The organism is Deinococcus humi, from assembly GCF_014201875.1.
GTDB lineage: Bacteria > Deinococcota > Deinococci > Deinococcales > Deinococcaceae > Deinococcus > Deinococcus humi.
On record NZ_JACHFL010000005.1, the window covers coordinates 1 to 22,023 of the forward strand.

Sequence of the window (22,023 nt, forward strand, 5' to 3'; positions counted from 1 at the left end):
GGCGGGCTCTTCGGGGCCATTCTCTTGGGGGGGGGGGGGTGTGGGGTGGGGGTTGTTGGCCGGTGAAGGCCCCCGCGGGCGGCCCGGGTGGGGGGGGGGGGGGGGGGGCCGGCCGCGCCCCCCCCCCCCCCCCCCACTCCCCCGCCTAGACCGCTGGCCCTCGGCCTTTCCCTTTCCCCATTACACTGCCCGCATGCACCCCAGCGCCGCGTACTTTTATTGGCCCCGTTTCCACCGGGCCTAGCGTCGCGCTGTTTCCACCTTCGACCGCCCGGTAGCTGCCCCGCAAAGGCCACCGGGCGGCGCTTCTTTCCCATATTTAAGGAGACCCGCCCATGCCCCAGCTTTCCCACGTCGAACGGTCCAGCGAACGGCCCAGTCCTGAGCCTCACACCCCCCCAAAGAGCCGCACTGAGAACCTGAACGTCTCCAGCTTCACGCCGCTGCCCACGCCCCGCGAACTCAAGACCGCGCTGCCGCTGACGCCGGGGGCCGAGCGCACCGTGCTGGCGGGGCGCCGGGCGGCGCAGGCCATCTTGCGCGGCGAGGACAGGCGGCTGCTGGTCGTGGTGGGGCCGTGCAGCGTTCACGACTCCGGCGCGGCGCTGGAATACGCCCGCCGTCTGGCCACCCTGCGCGAACGGGTGGCGGGGACGCTGGAAGTCCAGATGCGCGTCTACGTGGACAAACCGCGCACGACGGTGGGCTGGCGCGGCTTCCTGATGGACCCCGACATGACCGGCGAGAACGATGTGGGCCGGGGCCTGGCCCTGACCCGCCGCCTGATGCTGGAGGTAGGCGAGCTGGGCCTGCCGGTCGCCACCGAACTGCTCGATCCCTTCGCGCCGCAGTACCTGTTTGACGCTGTGGCCTGGGCCTGCCTGGGGGCGAGGACCACCGAATCCCAGACGCACCGGGTCATGGCCAGTGCCGTCAGCGCCCCGATGGGCTTCAAGAACGGCACCGGGGGCGGCCTCAAGCTGGCCGTGGACGCGATGGTGGCGGCGGCGCACCCGCACGTCTTTTTCACCGTGGACGACGACGGCCGTGCGTGCATCGTGCAGACTCAGGGCAACCCCAACGGTCACCTCATTCTGCGCGGCGGGAAGAACGGGCCGAACTACGCGCCGCAGTTTGTCAGGGAGGCCGCCGAGCTGATCACGGCGGCGGGCCTGGAGGCAGCGGTGATGGTGGACTGCTCGCATGCCAACAGCGGCAGCGATTTCAGGAGGCAGGGCCTGATCTGGCGTGACGTGGTGCAGCAACGCACCGGCGGCCAGCACGCGATCCGTGGCCTGATGCTGGAAAGCAACCTATTGGAGGGCAAGCAGGCCGTCCCGGCCAATCCAGCCGACCTGAAATACGGCGTCAGCGTCACCGACGCCTGCGTGGGCTGGGATGAAACCGAGGCCCTCCTGCTGGAAGCCGACGCGGCTTTGCGCGGCTGAATGGGGGCGGAGGTATTGAAGAGAGGAGCTAAACTCAGAACCGGAAATGCGGGGACACCCCCGCATTTCCGGCTCCGCCTAACGCCCACTCCTACTTGGTCTGCGACAGCCGTTCCAGGACCAGACGGCTGACCGTCTTGAGGGTCTCGAACACGCCCACGCCCTTGTCGGCCATGGCCTCGAACAGTTGCAGTTCGCCCCGGGGATCGATGACCGCGCGGATCATGCTGGCGGGCAGGGCGTCGGGCAAATCGCGCTTGTTGATCTGCAACACAATAGGCACGTCACGAACGTTGATGCCGTGTTCGGCCAGATTCTCGCGCAGGTTGCGCATGCTCTCGGCGTTGGCACGCAGGCGGTTGGGGGCACTGTCGGCCACAAAGACGATGCCGTCCACACCGCGCAGGATCAATTTGCGGCTGGCATTGTAGAAGACCTGACCTGGCACGGTGTACAGATGGAAGCGGGTCTTGAAGCCCTGCACGCTGCCCAGGTCGAGGGGCAGAAAGTCGAAGAACAGGGTGCGCTCGTCCTCGGTGGCCAGCGAGACCATCTCTCCGCGCAGGTGGCCAGGCACCTTGGAAAAGACCTGCTTGAGGTTGGTGGTCTTGCCGCTCATGCCGGGGCCGTAGTACACGATCTTGCAGTTGATTTCGCGGGCCGCGAAGTTGATGGTGCTCATGGGCTGGTGCCTCCTTGGGCGGATTCAGAAGAGGGGGGCGAGGGACGGATCAGCTGGGGCCGAGCCAAGACGTGGAGGCTTAACCCAGCAGATCGTCAAGCAGGGAGGTGGCCCCCGCACTGAAGTCGCTGTCGAGCTGGATCTCGGGGAGGTCCTTGAGTTCGTCCAGAATGGCGGCGAGTTGCGGCACCGTCTTCTTGGAATAGACCTTGACCTTCCCCAGCGGCACGCTGGAGTCGAAGATCAGGGTCAGCAGCGCCTGATCCCCCACCGATTCCACGTACAGGGTGCCGTTCTCGCCCTGGTGAATCTGCTCGCTGAAGGTGCGCTCGCCCAGCATGTTGGCCAGCGCGGCCGTGGCGGCGGCGTTGCTGGCCACCAGCGTTGCCACGCTGTCCAGCGCGGGCGGACGCGGGGCCCACAGTGCCTCCTTGTGGGACAGCACGAAGCCCTTGCGGTCTACCAGCAGACCGTAACGCACGCCGGCGGCGTCCAGCAGCTCCTGAATAAGCGCGTCCACGCGGGCGTAGGCTTCCCCGTACAACGCGAGTGAGGGTTCGATCATGAGATGCAGTATATGAACAGAGGCCAGCACAATAACCTGACGGCGAAGTGGGTGAGTGCCGAAAATGCCCCATTGGTCCTGCCCCTGGGCACCCGGTCCCGCACCCAGACGCTAGACTCCCCCGCGTGAAGTTCGGGCAGAAGATGGCAGGCGAGAGACGAACGCGGACCCTGGGGCTATGGCTGCTGATCGGCGCGGGTCTGTTGAGCGGAATGGCAACGGCGCGGCCCACCGCCATCGGTGGGGTCAGGCAGAGTGCCGGGGTGGATTCCAAGCTGCTGGGCGGCACCGAGATGCTGGCGGTGTGGACCCTGCCGCGGCTGGGGGTCTCGGTGCGCAACGATCCGCTGGACCTGCGGCTGCTGCTGGGCAAGCGGGAACTGCGGTATGCACCCGGCCGGGGCTGGACGGCGCTGGGGTTGACGCTTAGCGGCAAGCTGCCTGATCCCGTGACTGAGGGCGGCAGCCTGCATGTGCCGCTGCGGGCGCTGGAACTGCTGGGCGTCCGGATTCTGACCGACACGCCCGGCCTGCTGGGCTTTGCCACGCCCGCCAGGGTGCCCACAGCGACGCTGCTACCCTCGGACGGCGGCCCAGAACGACCAGTGATCAGACCGCCCGTGACAGTGTCCCCCCCTACATCCGCGCAGACCCAGCCTGCCGCCCTTCAGCCCACCCCGCCTGCCTCCACGGCACCTGCTCCAATCACGGCTCCAGTCACGCCACCTGCGGCAGCGTCCCCCAGCCTCCAGCCCGTTCCAAGCCTGCCCGCGCCACCGCCGCCCCTGACGCCCATCCTCAGCGTGCCGAAAGTGGCGAATCTGGACACCGTGCGGATCAGCCGGACCCTGTACCGCACGGTAGAGGTCCAGCGGGTGGTGCTGGACCTGAGCGCTCCAGCGTCGCAGGTGGTGTCGCGCGAGACGGGCGGGCTGGGCCTGTTCCTGCCGGGCGTGACGGTGACCGGCAGCCAGCAGACGCTGCCGGGCGGCGACACCCTGACCCTGGCCCAGACCACAGCGGGCGCGGCCCTGCGGCTGGCCACCGGGGGCGGACGCAGCGAGATCTTCACGCTGGAAGATCCGTTCCGCGTGGTCATTGACACCACCACCTACACCGACGCCAGCGTGCCGCCGCCCATCAACCCCGACGACCTCCCCGCCGGAGTGACCTACCGCAACCGGGGTCTGCTGCACCTGTTGAGCTTCGATCCGGCGATGTTCCAGCCGCGCGTAGTGAGCGCGCCGCTGGGCCGGTCCCTGTCGGTGCCGGATCTGGTGAAGTCGGCGGGCGGGGTGGCCGGGGTCAATGGCGGGTATTTCGATCCCAGAACTGCCCTGCCCGTCGATCTGGTGGCGGTGGGCGGCCTGATGACGGCGGCCAGTCTGGAGAAACGGGCCACGGTGGGCTTTACCGCCGGAGGCGAGGCGCTGTTCGGTTATCCACGTCCGCGCTACGTCCTGAGTGGGCCATTTGGCAGCGTCACGGTCAACAGCGTGCGTTCTGCCCCCAACGCCGCGCTGCTGACCGCCTTCGTGGGCGACGGCAAAACGTCGGTGGGCGGCGCGGGGCTGACCACCCTGCTCGTGGCCCCCGGCAGCGCCAGCGTGACCCGGGCCGCAACCGGGCAGTTCATCGCCCCGGCCAGAACGCTGGCCTTTACCTTCGATCCGGCGCACTTTCCGGCCCTGCCCCGCGAGGCGGGCGCGGCCCTGAACGTCACCCTGAACTGGCAGGCCACCGACGCCCCCTGGGAGAGCGCCGTGGACGCCCTGAGCGCCGGGCCGCTCCTGGTGCAGGGCGGCAGGGTGGCCATCGATCCGCGCCGCGAGGGCTTCAACACCGCCGCTGGCGTCTGGCGGTCCACCCGCCAATCGGCGCTGGGCACCCTGAACGGCCAGCCCACCATCGCCTACTTCGAGCACGGCACCCCCGAAGCCTTCGCCGCCGCGCTCGTCGGAGCGGGCGTGCGCGACGCCGTACGGATGGACAGCGGCAGCAGCGCCACCGCCTATGTTCAGGGCGGCTACGCGGGCCTGGGCGCTTACCTGAACACGATCTGGAGCCAGCCGGTGCCAAACGCGATCGTCTTCGTCCCACGCGGTGTGGCAGGCAGGAAGTAGTTTTACCAAGGACAGAATCCTCTATCTATATAAGTCAATGACAGAATCCCGTGTCCGGGTTTAGACTGCTGCCCAGGCCACAGCTGGCGGGCCAGAGGGGGACGGCATGAAGAAGGACCGTTTCATCGTGTGGCGACAGGACACCAGGATTCGGGTTGGGACTGAGGCGGATGGCATATTGTCGCCCTCCATGGATGCAGCACCAGCGCCGTCCATGAGCCTGGAAATCCAGACCCTGGATCACCGCGAGTTGCCCGATCTGCTTCAGGAAACGGGCGTGCAACTGGCTGCCCCCAGCATTCCCATGCGCCTGATCCGTCCGGTGCGCCGCTCGGAGGCCAGCCCCACGGCAACCGGTCCCACCTGGGGCGTGCAGGCCGTCAGGGCCGACACCAGTTCGCAGAACGGCCGGGGCGTGACCGTTGCCATTCTGGACACGGGCATTGACCCTGAGCATCCAGCCTTCGCGGGCGTGAACCTGGTGCGGCGCGATTTCACACTGGAGGGCGGGGACGCAGACGGCGGCGTGGACGCGCAGGGGCATGGCACCCACTGCGCCGGAACGGTCTTCGGACGCGATGTGGCAGGGCAGCGCATCGGCGTGGCCCCCGGCGTGGAACGTGCGCTGATCGGGCGGGTGCTGGGTGCGGACGGCAGCGGCAGCAGCGAGGGCATCGCGCGGGCGCTGGCCTGGGCCGTGCAGGAGGGTGCACATGTGGTCAGCATGTCGCTCGGCATGGACTTTCCGGGGCTGGTGGCCGAACTGATCAAGCGCGGGCTACCCGCCGAGCTGGCCACGTCGCAGGCCCTGCTGGACTACCGCGCCAACCTCAACCTGTTCGGTGCGCTGGCCGCCTACGCTCGCAGTTACGGCGGCGACACCACCCCCACACTGCTGATCGCCGCCGCCGGCAACGAGAGCCGCCGTCAGCAGAACCCCGACTGGGAAGTGGGCGTCGCGCCCCCGGCCACCTCGGACGGGTTTATCTCGGTGGCGGCAGTGGGGCTGGGCGCAGAGCAGAAGCCGGATCAGGGGCTAACCGTCGCGCCGTTTTCCAATACGGGCGCCACCCTCAGCGGCCCCGGCGTGAACGTGACCTCGGCCAGGCTGGGCGGTGGCCTGGTGGCCTACAGCGGCACCAGCATGGCAACGCCCCATGTCGCGGGGGTGGCGGCGCTGTGGTTTGGGGCGTTGATCGAGGCTGGCGACCTGACCCGGAATACGGTCGAAACTGCCCTGAAGGGAAGTGCCACCCGTCAACCGCTGATTGCAGGTGTGGACAAGCTGGACGTGGGCCTGGGGCTGGTACAGGCTCCGCAGTAGAGGACTTCAAAACGCCGAACTGCTCACACAGCACCGGATTATTGCGGTGAGCCGCACGGGCCTGCTGACCGTCAGACCACTCCTATTAGGCTTCCACCCGCAACATCTCCAGCAGACGCAGGTACGCCTGTGCCGTCACCTGCACGTCGCCGTAACTGCGGTGGCGTCCGCCGGGAGCGAAGTTCAGGCCCAGCCGCTCGGCCAGCACGGTCAGATTGTGGGCACGCTCACGCGGAAAGGCACGGCGCGAGAGTTGCACGGTGCAGTATTCCGCCGCCGGTTTCCACACCAGACCATGCCGCCGGGCATTGGCGCGCATGAAACCACTGTCGAAGCCGATATTGTGGGCCACCACCGCCGAGTCGCCCACGAAGTCCAGGAATTCGGGCAGCACCTCGGGCATGGTGGGGGCGTGGCGGACCATCTCGTTGCTGATGCCGTGAATGCGCTCCACACGCCAGGGAATCAGCAGCGGCTCGCCGAATTCGCCCACCGGGCGCACCAGCGTTTCATACTTCTGCGATTCCTCGACGCGGCCATCGACCACCCGCACCGCGCCGATCTCCACCACCGCGTCGCGCTCCGGCGAGAGGCCTGTGGTTTCCAGATCGAAGACGACGACGTTCACGCCGCGTAGGGTAGCGCGAGAAACGGGGTGTGACCCAAAGGGGCTGGGTGAGGATCAGGACAAATCACTGGCCGCCCCGGCCCTCTAGACCGTTTCCAGCCCCATCAACGCCCCCACCGCTTCCTCCTTGCCCTTGGCCTCCACCTCAATCCACCCCACGTCGGCGTAGGCGGCAGGAAGCTGGTTGATCAGGTGGCTATGGCGGCGGTCCTGCGGCCCCTCGATACCGTTGGACAGGTGAATCACCTGCCAGTCGGGCGGGGTCCAGGTGGCGCGTGCCTTAAGCACCCATTCGCGCACGGCGGGATCATCCTGATCTGGCAACTTGTCGTGAATGACATGGTGGTGCCCGTCGTAAACCATCGGAACGCCCGTCGCCTCGCACACCGGCAGCAGATCGGCAGGACCGTAGGCGAATTCGTCGTTCTCCAGCCCCAGGCGCAGGCGGGCGGCGTCAGGCAGATCGGGAATGACCGCGGTCAGCTCGGTGGCGCGGCCCCCCTTGCCGCCGTGCAGCAGCAGCAGGTTCCAGGGACTGCGCTCCAGCCCCATGCCGTCCATCACGCGGGCGTGCGAGTTCAGGGCATGAACGCTGCGGACCCGCACATCGGGGGTATCGCTGTTCAGGACGATGAACTGTTCAGGGTGCATCAGGACCCGAATGCCCTGATCCACGAAGGCCTGTCCTGCCTCCCGCAACTGGGCCGACAGTGAGGTCAGCACCGCCTCCCCGGTGTCGTCGCCGATCAGGTCCAGCATGGGAAAGAGGCTGGCGCTCATGCGGTACAGCCGGATGCCCCGCGTGGCGCAGAAGTCGGCGGCGCCGCGCAATCTGGAGATGTTGTCGGTGTATAGGTCCAGCAGCTTGGCCTCGCGCTCGGACGGCGACAGCGCCCGGTAGCGGCTGAGCGTCACGGTGCGGAAGCGGACCTCCGGCCCCACGGTCAGGCAGACCAGACCGTAAGCAGGACGTGGATTCCCGCTCACGAGGCACCCTTCGCCGCTGCACGGCACCGGTCCGAACAGTATTTGACGTTGTCCCAGTCGCGCTCCCACTTCTTGCGCCAGCTGAAGGGGAGGCCGCACACCGGACAGACCTTGCTGGGCCGCTCGGAGGGTTTGCGGCCCCCACCGAAGGCCTTGCTGGCGGCCTTAGCGGGCATATGGCAGGCCCAGCGCGGCCAGCGTCAGCCGCGTCAGATCGGAGGGCGAGTCCTGCGGCGTGATGTGCAGGGTCAGCACGTCGGCCTCGTCCCGGTCCGGGGGTTCCAGCGTCTGCAACTGTGAGGGCAGCAGATCGGCGTGGGCGTAATGGTCGTCACGCTGCTGAAGACGGGTGAGGAGCAGGTGCGGCGGCACGTCCAGAAAGATAAAGCGGGTGTCCGGTACACGCAGCAGGTCGCGGTAGCTGCGGCGCAGGGAGGAACACGCCAGAATCATCTGGGAGCGCGCCAGCAGTTCGGCGCGCAGGCGCAGCAGCCAGGGCTGACGGTCCTCATCGCTGAGGCCCAGCCCAGCGGCCATCTTGGCCCGGGCCTGCGGTGTGTGGAAATCGTCGCCGTCCAGAAACGGCCAGCCCGTCCTCTGCGCGAGATCCTGGCCCAGCGTGGTCTTGCCGCTGCCGGACACCCCCATCAGAATCAGTCTCATCTTCGCCGCCACATGACCTCCAGTCTGGAGCACCCGCCCCCCCGCTTGGCGTGAGTCGGGCGTACCGTCTCTTTAGAACGCATTTCCTCTATGTCGCCCTGTCGGTGCGTTGACGCCCTTCCCGCTCAGGCCAGCGCCCGGCTGGCATGCCGGATACGGATGGCAAACACGGCGGCGATCAGATACTTCGCCAGGATGTCGGCAAAGATGATCTGCGCGATCTCGCTGCCGGACATGACGCCCAGGAAGGCCAGCAGGTTGAACAGCACCGAGTCCAGCGGCACGCTGACTGCGTTGCTCGCCAGCACCCGCGTCCACCAACTGCGGTGAATCAGGCGCTGATACACGGCAGTATCAGCCAGTTCGCCCGCCAGGATCGCCAGGAACGACGCCCCGATAAAGCGCCATTCGGTGCCGGTCAGCAGCGCCGCCAGCGTGTTGATCAGTAGCGCCGAGGCAATGGCGATGTACACGGCCCTCAGGCCACCGGCGCGGTGGATGCGATCGCGCAGGGTGAAGACGGCGGCAAAGAAGATGGTCCCGACGCTGAGCAGGCCATACACCGGCAGCGGAATGAACTTGTTGAGGGTGATGTTGGCAGCCAGAATGCTCAGGGCGTACAGCGCGATCAGCAACAGGGGCAGCGGGGCAGGACGTCCCCGGACGGTGGAATGGTTCATGGGTCTAACCTCCGGCCTGGGCAACTGCAGAGGTCGCGGGCCGCCCGCAAGGGTAGCAGAGACGCGGCCCTGAAAGAGGGCCGTGACAGCCGGCGCAGCAGACTGCCCCGGTGCGCGCCCGCCTCCTTTTCCTGTCCCTGCTGCTGACGGCGGCCCCGGCACTGGCGGCCCCCACCCCGCCCGGTTACGTGCTCTCCGGCATGCCGCTGATCCGCCAGAGCTATAACGCCTGTGGTCCCGCCAGCCTGACGCAGGTGCTGCGGTACTACGGTCTAAACGCCGATATGGCGATGGTCAGCCGCTACACCCGCACGTCGGAGACGTCGTATATGACGGCCCAGGCCATCCTGGATTTCGCTCCGCGCGTGGGCATGGAGGCGCGGCTGTACGCGGGCGGCTCCCTTAACACTGTGCGGGCCGCGATCAAGAACGGGGTGCCCGTCATTGCGCTGCAGACCTACGTCAGCCCCAGCGGGCGGCCCATTCCCCACTGGCGCGTGGTGGTGGGCTACAACGACACTGCCCGGCAAACCTACCTGATGGACCCGCTGCTGGGCTACGTGGCGATGGGCTACGACGACTTCGCCCGCGTGTGGGCGGACCACCGGGGCCAGTTTGCGCTGCTGTACCCGCCGAAGTTATCCGCAACGGTCAGGAGGGTAATCGGTTAGGTCAGCAGGCGCGCAACGGTCTGCTCGACGCTGAGGTTGGAGGTGTCCAGCACCCGCCAGCCCGCCGCCAAGTAGTCGGCCGGCGGCATGGACGGATGCAGGGCCGCAATCATCGGCACCAGATTCTGCGTGTCGAATGCCTTGCCGGTGCGGGCCGCGTTGCGCGCCTGCGCGACCTCCAGCGAGGGGGACAGGAAGACCGGGCGAACGTCCAGTCCATCCCAATGAACGCGCATCGCTTCCAGATCGGCGGGCCACAGCACATCGTCAATCACCACGGCGAAGTCCGCCTCGGCATACAGCCGGGCGTGGAAGGCGGCGGCGCGGCGGGCCAATTCGAACTGCTGGACCGCTTCCGGCGGGTGATCAAGGCTGGGGTGCACCAGACCGGACACCACCAGTTCCCGCAAGTCATCCACCGGCAGGTGCAGGCCGCGTGGAAAGTGCTGGAGCAGGGCGTGTGCCACGCTGGACTTGCCTGCACCCGGACTCCCGGACAGCACCCAGATGGGGCCGCTCACGGGAGCACCTCGGCACAAGGCATCATTTTGGCCCCCCATTCTGCACGTCTTCCGGCACCGCGCCCCCCACACCCCGGTAAGCGGCGCTGGTCATCCAGTACCGTTCCAGCCAGCGCTTGAGCAGTGTGGCGGTGGGAATGGCGATGATAGCTCCCACCGGTCCCGCCAGCGCCAGCCCGACGAGCAGCGCGATCAGGATGGCCGCCGGACTGAGGCTGACCACCCGGCCCATGATCAGCGGCCCCAGCACGTTGCCCTGCAACTGGTTGATGATGAAGAACAGCGCCGCCACCAGGGCAATGGTCAGCCCGCCCTGGGGAATGGCCTGCAACATGGCCGCCACGGCAGCCAGCACGATCCCGATGTACGGCACCAGACTCAACAGGCCGCTCAGGGCGCCCAGGGCCAGCGCGTTGGGGACCTTCAGCGCCAGCAGGCCCAGCGTGGACAGCAGCGCGCCGGTTAGCATCAGCAGCAACTGCCCGCGCAGGAAGCCGCCGAAGCTCTGGCTCACGTCCTCCGAGAGCCGCAGCACGGTGGGCTGCGACTGGCGCGGAAAGACGCGCAGCAGGCTGCGGCCCACCCGGCCGAAGTCCAGCATGAAATACGCCGCCAGCGTCACGATAAAGCCCAGTTGCCCCAGCCAGCCCACCAGATTGGACAGCGTACTCAGAACGCTGGGGCTGGAATTCAAAAGCCGTTCCACCAGCGGCCCGGCGTTCTGAGTGATGTTGTCGGTCTGCTCGTCGATGTAGGTGCTGACGCTGGCCTTGAGACCCTGCACGCCCTGGATACTGTCCAGTCTGTCCAGCACGTTGAACAGCGTGATCTTGAGGTTGATGGCGATCACCGGAATTCCAGCGATCAAGCCTGTAATCTGCTGGCTGAGGGTCACGATCAGCAAGGTGGCCAGTCCCAGCGCCCCCAGGATCAGCAGCAGCACGCCCACCATGCGGCCGACGCGGCGGCGTTCCAGCCACTCCAGAATCGGGTTGACCAGAAAGGCCAGCCCGTAGGCGGTCAGCACGGTCAGCACCACGCTGGCCAGCAGTTGGCTGCCCCACATCAGCGCCCGGGCGGCCACCACGATCAGTGCGGCGTAGAGGATCAGCCGCACCAGCGGAATAGCCCACAACCGCCAGATCAGATCACGCACGTCGCTCGCCGAGCGCCAGTCGCCCACGGGTCTGCGCGGCGTAGAGGGTGGCGGCCGGGTCATGCCCCTATCCTGCCACTTCAGGAAGGCCAAAAGCAGTGCCCCCGCCGTGGGGGGCGGGGGACATGAAGACTGTCGAAGATCAGGCCGCTACTGGCACCGCTGTCGGAGGCTCGCGGCGGCTTCCTGCCTTCTGCCAGAAGTAGACAGCGGCGATCAGGCCCAGCGCTGCCAGATTGACCAGCAGGTGACTGGGAATGATCAGCATGAACGAGGCCACCAGCAGCATCAGCGCCTGCACGGGATTGGTCTTGCGGTGCAGAAAGCGCATGGTGGCGGCGCTGAAGGCCACCAGCCCGATAAAAGCGAATAGGATCATGAAAACCGCGTCGCCGAAGCCCAGCCCGCTCAGCCGATTGTTGGCGATCAACAGCAGTTGCGGGTTGAAGAACAGCATGTAGGCCAGCAGCGCCGTTCGCAGTTCGTACTTGAAGGCCTGCACGCCCGTCGCCACCGGATTGCCGCCGCTGATGGCCGCCGCCGCAAAAGCCGCCAGTGCCACCGGCGGCGTGCTGTCAGCCATGATGCCGAAGTAGAAGACGAACATGTGCACGGGCAGCATTTGCACCGGATTGGTGTTGTCTAGCCCCGCAATCTTGGCAATGATCGGCACGATCAGGGCGCTCATCAGGATGTAGTTGGCGGTGGTGGGCAGCCCCATACCCAGGATCAGCGCGATCAGCTGCGCCATCATCAGCACGATCAGGATGGCCCCGAAGCCCGCCACCGCCCCGGCATCCACACCTGGAATCAGGCCCGCCACCGTGGTGAGCAGGTCGCGAACGCCGTTGCTTACGAGCTGCACGATATCGGCCAGCCCAAAGCCCAATCCGGTAATGGTCACGATCCCGACGATGATCCCGGCGGCGGCGGTGGCGATGGCAATGCCGATCATGCTGCGGGCGCCGCCCTCGAAAGCGTCGATCAGTTTCCTGCCCCCATCCAGCAGGCCCTGGCCCACGCTCAGGCCGTTCTTTCTGCCGAAATAGACCTCCTGAAGAAACATCATCACGATCATCATGAAAATGGTGTTCAGGGCCACCCGCTCGGGCGTGGCCTCCGGATTGATGGTCAGCGTGCCGATCAGGTAGCCCAGCGGCACGAGGTAGTACCAGCCCTTCACCAGGGTCTGGCGCACGCGCGGCAGTTCGTTGCGCGGCAGGCCCTTCAGACCCAGTTTCAGCGCCTCAAGGTGAACCACCACCAGCAGGGCGCCGTAGCACAGGAACGCCGGAATCGCCGCCGCCAGAATCAGCGTGCGGTACTCAATGTTCAGGTTCTGCGCCATGATGAAGGCCGCTGCGCCCATCACCGGGGGCATCAGCTGACCGTTGCTGGAACTGGCCACCTCGATCGCCCCGGCCTTCTCGGCGCTGTAGCCCACCCGCTTCATGGTGCCGATGGTGATGTTGCCGCCAGTCACCACGTTGCTCACGGCCGAGCCGCTGATGATGCCGTTCAGGGCGCTGCTCAGGACACTGGCCTTGGCTGGGCCGCCCCGGAAACCGCCCAACGCGCCCTGCGCCACATTCATGAACCAGTCGCCCGCGCCCAGCTTGTCGAAAATGGCCCCGAACAGCACGAACAGAAAGACGATCTGCGCCGAGACACCGATGGCCGTGCCGAAGATGCCTTCGGTGTTGGCGAACAGTTGGCCGACCACCTGCGGCCATGTCTGCCCGGCGTGGAGCTGAAGCTGCGGCCCCAGATCGCCCCGGATCAGCCCACGCGGCCCGGTCAGCGCGTACAGCATGAACACCGAGGCCACGATGGGCATGGCGATGCCGATGGTGCGCCACGCAGCCAGCAACAGCAGCACCACCATCGCGCTGCCGACCCACACGTCCACGTTCGTGAGCACCCCGCCTTGCACGGTGGCAATCGACGGATACTGCGCGATCAGGTAGACAGCGGTGCCGGTTGCCAGCAGGCCCAGAACCCAGTCGTACCACGGCACTCTCGTCTGGGCGGCGCCCGGCGTCTTGCGAAAGGGAAAGACCAGATACGCCAGGCTGAATGCGAAGGCCAGGTGGATGGCCCGCAGCGTCAACGTATCGATGTCGCCCACCTGCGCGGCGTACATCTGGTAGACACACCAGGCCACGGCGATCACGGTCACCAGCGTCCTCTGCCAGCCAAAGAGCTTGCGCCCTCCGGTCTCGGCGGCCTCCACCATCTCCAGAGCGCGGCGTTCGCCCTCGGTCATCTCGGTCCCCGGCGGCTCCAGGCTGGGATCACTGCTGATCGGTCTTGTGGGGTCACTCACTGCTTGCTCATCTCCTTTTCAAAGGGAGGGGACCAGCCTCCCGATCTGTGTTTGGCTGGCCCCCTTCATTTCCGGTCCGTGATCTTACTTGACGCTCAAACCCTGTTCCTTGAAGAACTTGACCGCGCCAGGGTGCAGTGGAGCGGGCAGCCCCTTGACGGCCTTGGCGTAAGAGAAGTTGGTGCCCAGAGCCGGATGAATGGCCTTGAGTCCCTTCTCGTCCCCGAAGGCCGCTTTCATGGCCTTGTAGATGGTGTCCTCGCTCTCGTCGGTGGTGGTGACCAAGGTGGCCTGCACCGCCACGCCGGGCACGGTGACGTCAATGCCCTTGTAGCTCTTGGCCGGAATGTTGTACCGGACATAGAAGGGGTACTTCTTGAGCAGGCTGGCCGCCTGGTTGCCCGCCACGGGCACCAGTTTCACGTCTACCGTTTGGGCAATCTGGGCAATGGCGCTGGCCCCCACACCCACGGTGTAGAACAGCGCGTCGGCGCGCTTGTCCTGCATCAGGCTGATGCCCTGCGAGGGCGAGACGCGCAGCGCCTGCCCCAGGTCGTCGAACTTCAGGCCGTAGGCTTCCATCACCTGCGCCGCCGTCTGTTCGGTGCCCGATCCCAGGTCGCCGATCACGACTTTCTTGCCCTTGAGGTCAGCAACAGAGTTGATGCCAGCGTCCTTACGGGCCAGAACGTGCAGCACTTCGGGGTACAGCACGGCCATGGTGCGGATCTTCTTGTCGGCCTTGCCCTTGAAGGCGTCCAGGCCCGTGCCGGTGTAGGCGTAATACACCACGTCGTTCTGGGCCACGGCGGCGTTCAACTCGCCGCTGGCCATGGCGTTCATGTTGAACACGCTGCCGCCGGTGGAGCGGGCGTTGGCGCGGATGCCGCTGCCCGAATCATTGATCATTTTCGCCATGCCGGTGGCCACCGGGAAGTAAACGCCCGTGGTGCTGCCAGAGCCGATGGTCAGGAAGGTGGTGCCCTGGGCCAGGGCTGCGCCGGCCAGCAGGGTGGCGGTGCCGAGAACGGCGGCGGTCATGAACTGCTTGTTACGATTTTTCATGTGATTCCTCCGTGGGAGCAGTCCTGCATGACAGCAGGCCGCAGAAAAGTTGAAAGTTGTGAAATCCTATCACATGCCTTGAATTGGACACGCTTCCATGAAGGCAGGTCAGGTTGTTCTGGCGGCGGCACAACCGTGGCTGACACCCTCTGGAGGGTCATTGCTGGTCTGGGCGCGTTCCCTCGGATAGAGTTGTTCGCATGACCTCTCTCGCCAAAGCCAGCCCATCAGGTGCGCCGATCATCCAGGCCGAGAACGTCCAGAAGCACTTCGGCAGCTTTCAGGCCCTGAAGGGTGTCAATCTGAGCGTACGCGCGGGCGAGGTGGTGGTGATCATTGGCCCATCGGGCAGCGGCAAGAGCACCTTTATCCGCACCATCAATGCGCTGGACCCACACGACGGGGGACAGATCACGGTGGACGGCATTCCGCTAAACGGCAAGGGCAACCTGGACGCCATTCGCCGTGAGGTAGGCATGGTCTTCCAGTCGTTTAACCTGTTTCCGCACCTGACGGTGCTGGAGAACATCACGCTGGCCCCCACCCGCGTCCGCAAGACCAGCAAGGCCGAGGCCGAGCGGCGCGGGCTGGAGCTGCTGCGCCGGGTAGACATCGAGGAGCAGGCCCACAAGTACCCCGCGCAGCTTTCGGGCGGCCAGCAGCAGCGCGTCGCCATTGCCCGCGCCCTGGCGATGGACCCCAAGGTCATGCTGTTCGACGAGCCGACGAGCGCCCTCGATCCGGAGATGATCAAGGAGGTGCTGGACGTGATGAAGGATCTGGCACGCGGCGGCATGACCATGCTGGTGGTCACGCACGAAATGGGCTTTGCCCGCGAGGTGGCGGACCGGCTGCTGTTCTTTGATCAGGGCAACGTGGTGGAGGACACCACCCCCGAGGAGTTCTACAACAACCCCCAGCATGAGCGGGCCAAGCAGTTTTTAGGCAAGATTCTGGGACATTAGAGGCCAGGGCCGCACCTCTCTGAATTCCGCAGGGGAATTCGGGTTCCGTCTCACGGTCACGCCATCCCACCGCCTCCCATTTCCAGCAACCACAGGGCGTCGCCCGGGCGCAAGTGGGCCAGAGCGTCGGCACGGACGCCGTACATACTGCGCAGCAGGGTCCAGCCCTGCCCGTGCTCCTCCAGCACCCGACCCAGCGCCCGCCACACCCCCGCGCGAAAGGGGGCCAGAGCCGGGTCCGCCAGGGACACGCGTAGCCAGTCCAGCGTTTGCGCGCCGTCGCCCAGGGTCACGGCCCCCTCCAGGGTCAGCAACTGCGCCTGCAGGCCGGGATCGGGGGCGTCACCCAGCCCCGGCTGAACGCGGCGCATTAGGGCGTGGGCGCGGTTCAGTTCGGCCAGGGCGTCGGCAGGGCTCCCGGCGCGGACCTGCACCTCGGCACGCATGGCGCGGGCCTGGGCCTGCTCGTAGGGATGTGCGGCCAGGGCCAGGGCACGGTCCACCAAATCCAGGGCCGCCGCCGGATCGGGGTCCGCCAGCGCCCGACTCAGGTACATGTCGAACAGCAGGATGCCGTCGCGGTCACTGCCCTTTCCCGGACTGCCCGGGCGCTGCTGGGCGATCAGGTCGTCCAGCAGCGCCCGGGCCCGCTGCAGGTCGGGATGGTCCACCGCCGGGCTGAGAAGGGGTTGCAGGTATGCGCCGCCCAGCCCACGCGTCAGGTAGGCCAGCGCCACCCGGTAGCGGGTACGGCGCTGACGGTACCGCACCTCGGCAGGGCGGGCGCTGCGGCCCGCCAGCAGGGCCAACGCCTGAATCGAGGCCATCAGCGCGTCGTCCGGACGGCCCAGCGCCAGCAGCACCGGAATGCCCTCCGAGAGCAACCGGGCCCGGGGCACGTGATCGGCGTGTCGGCGCGGATCCGGGGGCAACAGGGCCAGCGCGCGGTCCAGAGTGACTTGCGCTTCCTGCACCTTCCCCAGGCGGCGCAGGGCGGTGGCGCTGCGGGTCAGCACGCGGGCACATTCCTCCGCCCCCGCTCCCGCCGCTTCCAGGCGGGCCGCCGCGTCGCGCAGCGCCTCCAGTGCGGTGGCGGGCTGGCCCAGGCGCAGCCGCAGGTCCCCCTCCTGATAGCGGGCGCGGGCCGAGAGCAGCGGGCTGGAAACTGGCACCGAGGCCAGGGCGCACAGTGCCTCGTCCCAGCGCCCCGCATCCTTGGCGATCAGGCCGCGCCACAACCCCGCGCGGGGACCACCCACCGCCACGCGTGGGTCAGAGACCGCGTAGGTGGCTGCCTCCAGGTCACCGCCCCAGCGGGCCAGGGCCGCCCGCACCAGCAGCGCATCGGCGCAGGCGGCCACCGTCCAGGGGTCACGGGCAGGTGAGGGGGCCGAGAGCGCGGCGCAGACTTCCGGATGGGCCAGTTGTTCCGCCGCCGCTGTCATGTTGCCGGCTTCCAGACTGCTCTCGGCCAGCTTGACGCGCGCCCAGGCCCGCACCGGGGGCTGCGCGGCCTCCAGCAGGGTGAACAGCGCGTCACGCAGCCTCGCGTCGTGGTAGTCGCCCCGGCCTGCAAAGTGCCGCACCACTGCTCCGGCCAGTTCGTCACGGATCTCCCCCACCGCGCCGTGGCGGATGGCCGGCCACAAGGGTGGCAGCCAGCGGGCGTCGTCCGGCTGCGCGCGGACCTGGGCGGCCAAGGCAGGCCAGTCTTCCAGAGCGGCCAGCGCGGCCAGCCGGACGGGGCGTCCCTCCCCGGAGAGCAGTCCGGCCAGTCTGCCTACCGCTCCGGCGCGGTCTGCCGGCTCCACCCCGGTCCAGGCGGCGCGCAGGGCGGGCGTGGGGGTCCAGCCCAGCGCATCCGAACCGGCCAGCAGCGCGCGGGCATGGGGTGGCAATTGTCGGAGTTCTCTGCGCAGCGCGGCCCGCAGCAGTTCGGGTGGCCAGGAAGCCGAGGACAGATGCGGTGTGCAGGCCGCCAGCGCCGCCGTCGCCCCGGCCAGCCCCCGGATGTCCGGGTCCGCCAGCAAAGCGGGCGTGTCCGCCCCGGCCTCTCCCCCACGCAGGCGGACCAGCAGGCTCAGGCGGTCCAGGTGACGTCCGGTCTCGGCCACCAGCAACTCGGCTTCGGCGCGCGGCACGCCCAAGCGGGCCATCAGGTAGCCGCGCGCCTCGGCCGGGGTGGGCGGGTGCAGCGCGATGGTCTCGGGAGGTGGCACGCCGGGAGATGGAGAGCGGAGGTCAGCGGGGGCAGCGTCCTCCAGCGCCAGCAGCACCGCCAGCCCAGGGGGCGCCGCGTTCAGCAGGTGTTCGACGGCCCAGCGCGCCGGGGAAATGGCCGAACCCTCCGTGCTGCGGGGCGAACTGGCCGCGAAATTCAGGTCATCGGTCACCCGCACCAGCAACGTGCCGGACGCCGGAAGTTGACGGCGCGCGGCCTCCGACTGCGCCGCCGCCAGTTGCGCGTAAGCCGTACCGGGAGCGGCCCCCAGTCCCAGCAATCCGGACACGTCGCCGGACAGGAACAGCCGCTTCACGGGAAGCCCCGCCTCGCGCAGGGCGAAGTCCAGGCTGTCCAGCAGCACGGTCTTGCCAGCCCCGGCCCGGCCCGTCACGATCAACCGGGGACAACGGCCCGCCCGCACCCCGGCCAGGAATTGCCGGTAGGCCCGTTTCTTGCTGCGGCCCAGCAATTCCAGTTCGGCGGGCAGCGGCGTCGGCGCCGGAGCCGGAGCGGTGGGAGTTGCGGGCAGCGGGCGGCCCACCTCAGCGGCCAGTTCGGTCAGAATGGCGCGCAGGGTTTCCCGGTCCGCCGACGTGCCGATATCGCGGTAGATGATGTTCCGGACCGCCGCGGCCCCGGTCCCACGCGCCCGCATCTCGCCCTCCAGCCAGCGCAGGCTGCCGCGCCGCACCCCGGCAGCCCCACCGCTAGCATCCGGGGGCAGGTGGGCGCGCAGGTCGGCCAGCACCGCCTTGTAGTTCACGATGCCTCCCAGCGTAGCACCCCTGGACGCAATCTGGACCCGGTTCAGAAAAGAGCCGGGCTGACGTACCTGACGGGGGCATCAGCATCGTGACGCGCGGCTGTGTATACTCGGCGCAGCCCTTAAACCAATCCCCCTTTCAGCCATTTCTATGGCCCCTCTGGAGAATCCCTATGCGCACCCCCATGCTGATCGCCGCCCTGACCGCCGCCCTTGTGGCCCCCTCCGCCTACGCCCAGAGCCAGGCCGCGGCCCAGGACCTCTACGATTCGGGCAAGTGGCAGGAAGCGGCCCTGGCCGCCGCTGCCCTGAACACCAGCGCGGGCCTGGCCCTGGCCGCCGAGGCCACCACAGCCGGGGCAGGTCTGGTCGCTGACGCCCAGAAAAAGGCCCTGTTCCAGAAAGCCCAGGACTACGCCAAGAGCGCGATTGCCAAAGACAGGAACAACGCCGACGCCTACTTTGAACTGGCCCGCGCACAGGGGCGCCTGGCGCAGTTCTCGGGCATCCTGCAGAGCCTGGGCTTGGCCGGGGACATGAAGAAGAACCTGGATCAGGCCATCAAGCTGAACCCCAGACTGGCCGGGGCTTACGTGGCGCTGGGCCTGTGGCACGCCAACCTGGACGAGAAGGGCTTCATCGCCCGCCGCGCTACCGGGGCAGACAAGAACCAGATCGCCCCCAACTTCGAGAAAGCCTTCGCACTGGAACCCAACGTGGCCGTCCACCACATCGAGTACGCCAATGCCCTGATCCTCCAGAAGCGTAAGGCCGAGGCCGCTGCCGAACTGCAAAAAGCCATCGGCATGCCCGCCGACACCTTCTGGCAAAAGCGTGACCTGGAAGCGGCGAAGAAGACCCTGGCCAGCCTGAGGTAAGCGGATCTGAGACGCAGCACACCGGGGCTGACCTCCTCCGGTGTGCTGTGCCCTATCCACTAAAAGGCAAGAGTAGACCGTCGCTTCCAACGCCCGTGCCCGCCTTTCACGAGGCGGCGCGCTAAATTGGCTTTCATGATCGCCTACAGTGAGGTCAGCGCCTTTACACGCACGCCAGGCCAGGGCAACCGCGCAGGCGTGGTGCTGGACGCCGCCGGGCTGAGCGAGGCCGAGATGCGCGAGCTGGCCGCCTTTCTGGGGGCCCCCGAGACCGTGTTCGTCATCCGCCTGGGCCGCTCTGCCGTGCGGGTGCGCTACTTCACCCCCACGCAGGAGGTGGAGTTCTGCGGCCACGCCACGCTGGCCCTGGGGCTGATGCTGGCGCAATCGGGCCACTGGCGTGGCGAGGCGCTGGAACTTGAAACGCTGGCAGGCCGCGTGCCTCTGCGCCTGATCAGCGAGGCGGGCGTGCCGCAGCAGGTCTGGATGCAGCAGCAGCGTCACGAGGTCCGGCCCCTGCCCACCACCCTGCGTGCCGAACTGGCCGAGGCACTGGGCATCGACGCCCGCATGATCCACCGCGGCCTGCCGATGGCTGCCGCCAGCACGGGGCTGTGGAGCGCTTTCGTGCCGCTGCTGGACCCGATGATCCTGGACGGCCTGCAACCTGATCTGGAGCAGATCGCCATGCTCAGTGAAGCCCTGGAGGTGGGCAGCGTGTACGCCTACGCCCCCATGGGGGTCAACCGTCTTGCGGCGCGCGATTTTGCCCCCGCCCTGGGGATTCCCGAAGACCCCGTGACCGGCAGCGCAGGCGGCGCGTTGATGGCCCTGCTGGCGCAGGGGGGCCGCCTGCCGGTACGCGCCGGACGGGCCTGCGGCGTGATCTACCAGGGCCACGCGCTGGGCACTCCCGGCGAGGTGGAAGTGGAGGTGGAAATGCGCGGCGACGCGGTGGTGGCCGTGCACGTCGGCGGCTGCGCGGTGCTGGAACGCGAGGGGTTGTGGAAACGCGGGGCAACGCGAGAGGGCTGAGCCGTCAGCTCAGAGCGCACGTCCTGTCCCAGGTCATCTCCGCCCGCCATCTATCCTCCCCCACCCTGCCCTGACGCCCAGCCCATAGACTGCCGCCCATGCTGGGACTGATTTGCGTGGATGTGGACGGAACCTTGATCGGCACAGACAACACCGTGCGGGACGATGTGTGGGCGGCGCTGGCGGACGCACGGGCGCGCGGCATTCGCATCGCGCTGTGCAGTGGGCGGCCAGCCATCGGCAACGCGCTGGGCTACGCGCGGCGGCTGGACGCCGACGGCTGGCACGTTTTTCAGAATGGGGCCAGCGTGGTAAGGGTGGACTCGGGGGAAAGCCTCTCCGAGGCCTTGCCCGAGGACGCGCTGCCCATGCTGATTGGCCGCGCCCACGCCGAGGACCGCCTGCTGGAGGTCTACACCGACACCGAATTCGGCGTGACCAGACCCGGCACGCTGGCCGAGCGCCACTCTGCGCTGCTGGGCGTACCGTATGACCCCCGCACCCCGGAGTCACTGGTGGGCACGCGGGTACGGGCGCAGTGGGTCGTGCCACGCGAGCAGGAGTCGGCGGTGACGGCGGAGCCGCATGCGGGGCTGGACCTGCACCCGGCGGGCAGCCCAGCCATGCCGGACACCATGTTCATCAGCATTACCCGCGCGGGCATCAGCAAGGGCAGTGCGGTGCGGCGCATCGCGGCGGAATACGGGCTCGACATGGACCGCGTAATGATGGTGGGCGACGGAGAGAACGATGTGAGCGCCATGCGGGTGGTGGGCCATCCGGTGGCAATGGGCAACGCGGACCCTCCTGCCCGCGCCGCGGCCCGCTACACGGTGGGCCACGTCGATGATGGCGGTTTGATGGAGGCCGTGGGGTTGGCGCTGACCTTGTAATCGCCTAGATTGCGGGGACATGCTGGACACCGTCGAAAAAACAGTGCAGGTGGGCGCACGGGCCATCGCCTCGCTGGCAGAGTTCTCGGCAGCGGCGGTGATTGCTGCCGCAATCGTGCAGGCGCTGTGGCGCTCGCTGCACGCCCTGTTCCTGCCACGCGATCCTGGTGCCAACGATCAGGCCAAGCAGAACCTGCGCCTGCAACTGGGCCGCTGGCTGGCCATCGCGCTGGAATTCCTGCTGGCCGCCGACATCCTGCTGACCGCCATCGCCCCCACCTGGGAGGATATCGGCAAGCTGGGGGCCATTGCGCTGATCCGCACGGCGCTGAACTATTTCCTAGAACGTGAGATCGACGCGAACAACCGCGAAAAAAGCAAGCGGAAAGTGGGCGGAAACATGGAGCAGGAAGCCTAGAAAGAAGG

General features: G+C 67.6%; 21 protein-coding genes. 9 read left to right on the forward strand and 12 right to left on the reverse strand.

What is annotated here, in order from left to right; translation table 11 throughout:
• The first annotated feature begins 335 nt into the window (after positions 1–335).
• The gene (locus tag HNQ08_RS10945; protein ID WP_184131559.1) at positions 336–1,448 is read left to right on the forward strand and encodes a 3-deoxy-7-phosphoheptulonate synthase; all 1,113 of its coding nucleotides are present in this window, start codon (positions 336–338) and stop codon (positions 1,446–1,448) included.
• Between the two features lie 91 nt (positions 1,449–1,539).
• Here HNQ08_RS10945 and mglA read toward each other — a convergent pair whose 3' ends face one another.
• Together mglA and mglB are read right to left on the reverse strand one after the other, a co-directional pair.
• Complete coding sequence (mglA, locus tag HNQ08_RS10950) at positions 1,540–2,130, reverse strand: GTPase MglA (protein WP_184131561.1); 591 nt, start codon at positions 2,128–2,130, stop codon at positions 1,540–1,542.
• A gap of 79 nt (positions 2,131–2,209) precedes the next feature.
• Positions 2,210–2,695 (reverse strand): GTPase-activating protein MglB, encoded by a 486-nt coding sequence (mglB, locus tag HNQ08_RS10955; protein ID WP_184131563.1) that lies wholly within the window; start codon positions 2,693–2,695, stop codon positions 2,210–2,212.
• Positions 2,696–2,820: 125 nt separating this feature from the next.
• Here mglB and HNQ08_RS10960 point away from each other — a divergent pair, with 125 nt between their 5' ends.
• On the forward strand, positions 2,821–4,818 hold the full coding sequence (locus HNQ08_RS10960) for a phosphodiester glycosidase family protein (RefSeq protein ID WP_342355692.1): 1,998 nt from the start codon (positions 2,821–2,823) through the stop codon (positions 4,816–4,818).
• Positions 4,819–5,008: 190 nt separating this feature from the next.
• Positions 5,009–6,142, forward strand: coding sequence for a S8 family peptidase (locus tag HNQ08_RS10965; protein WP_184131566.1), 1,134 nt, complete (start codon positions 5,009–5,011; stop codon positions 6,140–6,142).
• An 85-nt stretch (positions 6,143–6,227) separates the two neighbouring features.
• Here HNQ08_RS10965 and HNQ08_RS10970 read toward each other — a convergent pair whose 3' ends face one another.
• From HNQ08_RS10970 to HNQ08_RS10990, 5 genes are all read right to left on the reverse strand, one after another.
• Entirely contained in the window at positions 6,228–6,770 is a 543-nt protein-coding gene (locus HNQ08_RS10970) for a 3'-5' exonuclease (RefSeq protein WP_184131569.1), read from the reverse strand.
• Between the two features lie 84 nt (positions 6,771–6,854).
• Entirely contained in the window at positions 6,855–7,757 is a 903-nt protein-coding gene (gene uvsE, locus HNQ08_RS10975; protein ID WP_229789973.1) for a UV DNA damage repair endonuclease UvsE, read from the reverse strand.
• Entirely contained in the window at positions 7,754–7,933 is a 180-nt protein-coding gene (locus HNQ08_RS27325; protein WP_184131576.1) for a DUF2256 domain-containing protein, read from the reverse strand. The genes uvsE and HNQ08_RS27325 overlap by 4 nt, the downstream gene beginning before the upstream one ends.
• Positions 7,923–8,420: a gluconokinase gene (locus HNQ08_RS10985; protein ID WP_184131579.1), complete on the reverse strand. Its 498-nt coding sequence runs from the start codon at positions 8,418–8,420 to the stop codon at positions 7,923–7,925. The genes HNQ08_RS27325 and HNQ08_RS10985 overlap by 11 nt, the downstream gene beginning before the upstream one ends.
• Before the next feature lie 125 nt (positions 8,421–8,545).
• The gene (locus HNQ08_RS10990; RefSeq protein ID WP_184131583.1) at positions 8,546–9,100 is read right to left on the reverse strand and encodes a VUT family protein; all 555 of its coding nucleotides are present in this window, start codon (positions 9,098–9,100) and stop codon (positions 8,546–8,548) included.
• Positions 9,101–9,210: 110 nt separating this feature from the next.
• Here HNQ08_RS10990 and HNQ08_RS10995 point away from each other — a divergent pair, with 110 nt between their 5' ends.
• A complete protein-coding gene (locus HNQ08_RS10995; RefSeq protein WP_229789971.1) occupies positions 9,211–9,771 on the forward strand; it encodes a C39 family peptidase in 561 nt (186 codons plus the stop codon).
• On the opposite strand, the gene HNQ08_RS11000 is transcribed toward HNQ08_RS10995, so the two are convergent.
• From HNQ08_RS11000 to HNQ08_RS11015, 4 genes are all read right to left on the reverse strand, one after another.
• Positions 9,768–10,292: an AAA family ATPase gene (locus tag HNQ08_RS11000; protein WP_184131586.1), complete on the reverse strand. Its 525-nt coding sequence runs from the start codon at positions 10,290–10,292 to the stop codon at positions 9,768–9,770. The two genes, HNQ08_RS10995 and HNQ08_RS11000, sit on opposite strands and share 4 nt — an antisense overlap.
• A gap of 22 nt (positions 10,293–10,314) precedes the next feature.
• Entirely contained in the window at positions 10,315–11,511 is a 1,197-nt protein-coding gene (locus HNQ08_RS11005; protein WP_184131589.1) for an AI-2E family transporter, read from the reverse strand.
• A gap of 79 nt (positions 11,512–11,590) precedes the next feature.
• Positions 11,591–13,714, reverse strand: a complete 2,124-nt coding sequence (locus HNQ08_RS11010) for a TRAP transporter permease (RefSeq protein WP_184132402.1) — start codon at positions 13,712–13,714, stop codon at positions 11,591–11,593.
• Positions 13,715–13,858: 144 nt separating this feature from the next.
• Positions 13,859–14,839 carry a TAXI family TRAP transporter solute-binding subunit gene (locus tag HNQ08_RS11015; RefSeq protein WP_184131593.1) on the reverse strand — a complete coding sequence of 327 codons (981 nt, stop codon included), beginning with the start codon at positions 14,837–14,839 and terminating at the stop codon, positions 13,859–13,861.
• Between the two features lie 200 nt (positions 14,840–15,039).
• Here HNQ08_RS11015 and HNQ08_RS11020 point away from each other — a divergent pair, with 200 nt between their 5' ends.
• Positions 15,040–15,804: an amino acid ABC transporter ATP-binding protein gene (locus HNQ08_RS11020; protein ID WP_221284137.1), complete on the forward strand. Its 765-nt coding sequence runs from the start codon at positions 15,040–15,042 to the stop codon at positions 15,802–15,804.
• Positions 15,805–15,860: 56 nt separating this feature from the next.
• On the opposite strand, the gene HNQ08_RS11025 is transcribed toward HNQ08_RS11020, so the two are convergent.
• Positions 15,861–18,791: an AAA family ATPase gene (locus HNQ08_RS11025; protein WP_229789970.1), complete on the reverse strand. Its 2,931-nt coding sequence runs from the start codon at positions 18,789–18,791 to the stop codon at positions 15,861–15,863.
• Between the two features lie 173 nt (positions 18,792–18,964).
• Between HNQ08_RS11025 and HNQ08_RS11030 the strand changes: the two genes are divergently transcribed.
• The 4 genes from HNQ08_RS11030 (at position 18,965) to HNQ08_RS11045 (ending at position 22,015) form a co-directional block, all read left to right on the forward strand.
• On the forward strand, positions 18,965–19,669 hold the full coding sequence (locus tag HNQ08_RS11030) for a hypothetical protein (protein ID WP_184131595.1): 705 nt from the start codon (positions 18,965–18,967) through the stop codon (positions 19,667–19,669).
• A gap of 135 nt (positions 19,670–19,804) precedes the next feature.
• Positions 19,805–20,704, forward strand: coding sequence for a PhzF family phenazine biosynthesis isomerase (locus HNQ08_RS11035; RefSeq protein WP_184131598.1), 900 nt, complete (start codon positions 19,805–19,807; stop codon positions 20,702–20,704).
• Positions 20,705–20,802: 98 nt separating this feature from the next.
• On the forward strand, positions 20,803–21,597 hold the full coding sequence (locus HNQ08_RS11040) for a Cof-type HAD-IIB family hydrolase (protein ID WP_184131601.1): 795 nt from the start codon (positions 20,803–20,805) through the stop codon (positions 21,595–21,597).
• A gap of 19 nt (positions 21,598–21,616) precedes the next feature.
• Positions 21,617–22,015 carry a DUF1622 domain-containing protein gene (locus HNQ08_RS11045; protein ID WP_184131604.1) on the forward strand — a complete coding sequence of 133 codons (399 nt, stop codon included), beginning with the start codon at positions 21,617–21,619 and terminating at the stop codon, positions 22,013–22,015.
• The last annotated feature ends 8 nt before the right edge of the window (positions 22,016–22,023 follow it).

Coding starts and splice junctions, on each gene's coding strand:
- HNQ08_RS10945 (WP_184131559.1), top strand. CDS start 336: ATGCCCCAGCTTTCCCACGTCGAACGGTCCAGCGAACGGCCCAGTCCT.
- mglA (WP_184131561.1), bottom strand. CDS start 2,130: ATGAGCACCATCAACTTCGCGGCCCGCGAAATCAACTGCAAGATCGTG.
- mglB (WP_184131563.1), bottom strand. CDS start 2,695: ATGATCGAACCCTCACTCGCGTTGTACGGGGAAGCCTACGCCCGCGTG.
- HNQ08_RS10965 (WP_184131566.1), top strand. CDS start 5,009: ATGGATGCAGCACCAGCGCCGTCCATGAGCCTGGAAATCCAGACCCTG.
- HNQ08_RS27325 (WP_184131576.1), bottom strand. CDS start 7,933: ATGCCCGCTAAGGCCGCCAGCAAGGCCTTCGGTGGGGGCCGCAAACCC.
- HNQ08_RS10985 (WP_184131579.1), bottom strand. CDS start 8,420: ATGAGACTGATTCTGATGGGGGTGTCCGGCAGCGGCAAGACCACGCTG.
- HNQ08_RS10990 (WP_184131583.1), bottom strand. CDS start 9,100: ATGAACCATTCCACCGTCCGGGGACGTCCTGCCCCGCTGCCCCTGTTG.
- HNQ08_RS11005 (WP_184131589.1), bottom strand. CDS start 11,511: ATGACCCGGCCGCCACCCTCTACGCCGCGCAGACCCGTGGGCGACTGG.
- HNQ08_RS11010 (WP_184132402.1), bottom strand. CDS start 13,714: ATGACCGAGGGCGAACGCCGCGCTCTGGAGATGGTGGAGGCCGCCGAG.
- HNQ08_RS11015 (WP_184131593.1), bottom strand. CDS start 14,839: ATGAAAAATCGTAACAAGCAGTTCATGACCGCCGCCGTTCTCGGCACC.
- HNQ08_RS11020 (WP_221284137.1), top strand. CDS start 15,040: ATGACCTCTCTCGCCAAAGCCAGCCCATCAGGTGCGCCGATCATCCAG.
- HNQ08_RS11030 (WP_184131595.1), top strand. CDS start 18,965: ATGCGCACCCCCATGCTGATCGCCGCCCTGACCGCCGCCCTTGTGGCC.
- HNQ08_RS11035 (WP_184131598.1), top strand. CDS start 19,805: ATGATCGCCTACAGTGAGGTCAGCGCCTTTACACGCACGCCAGGCCAG.
- HNQ08_RS11040 (WP_184131601.1), top strand. CDS start 20,803: ATGCTGGGACTGATTTGCGTGGATGTGGACGGAACCTTGATCGGCACA.
- HNQ08_RS11045 (WP_184131604.1), top strand. CDS start 21,617: ATGCTGGACACCGTCGAAAAAACAGTGCAGGTGGGCGCACGGGCCATC.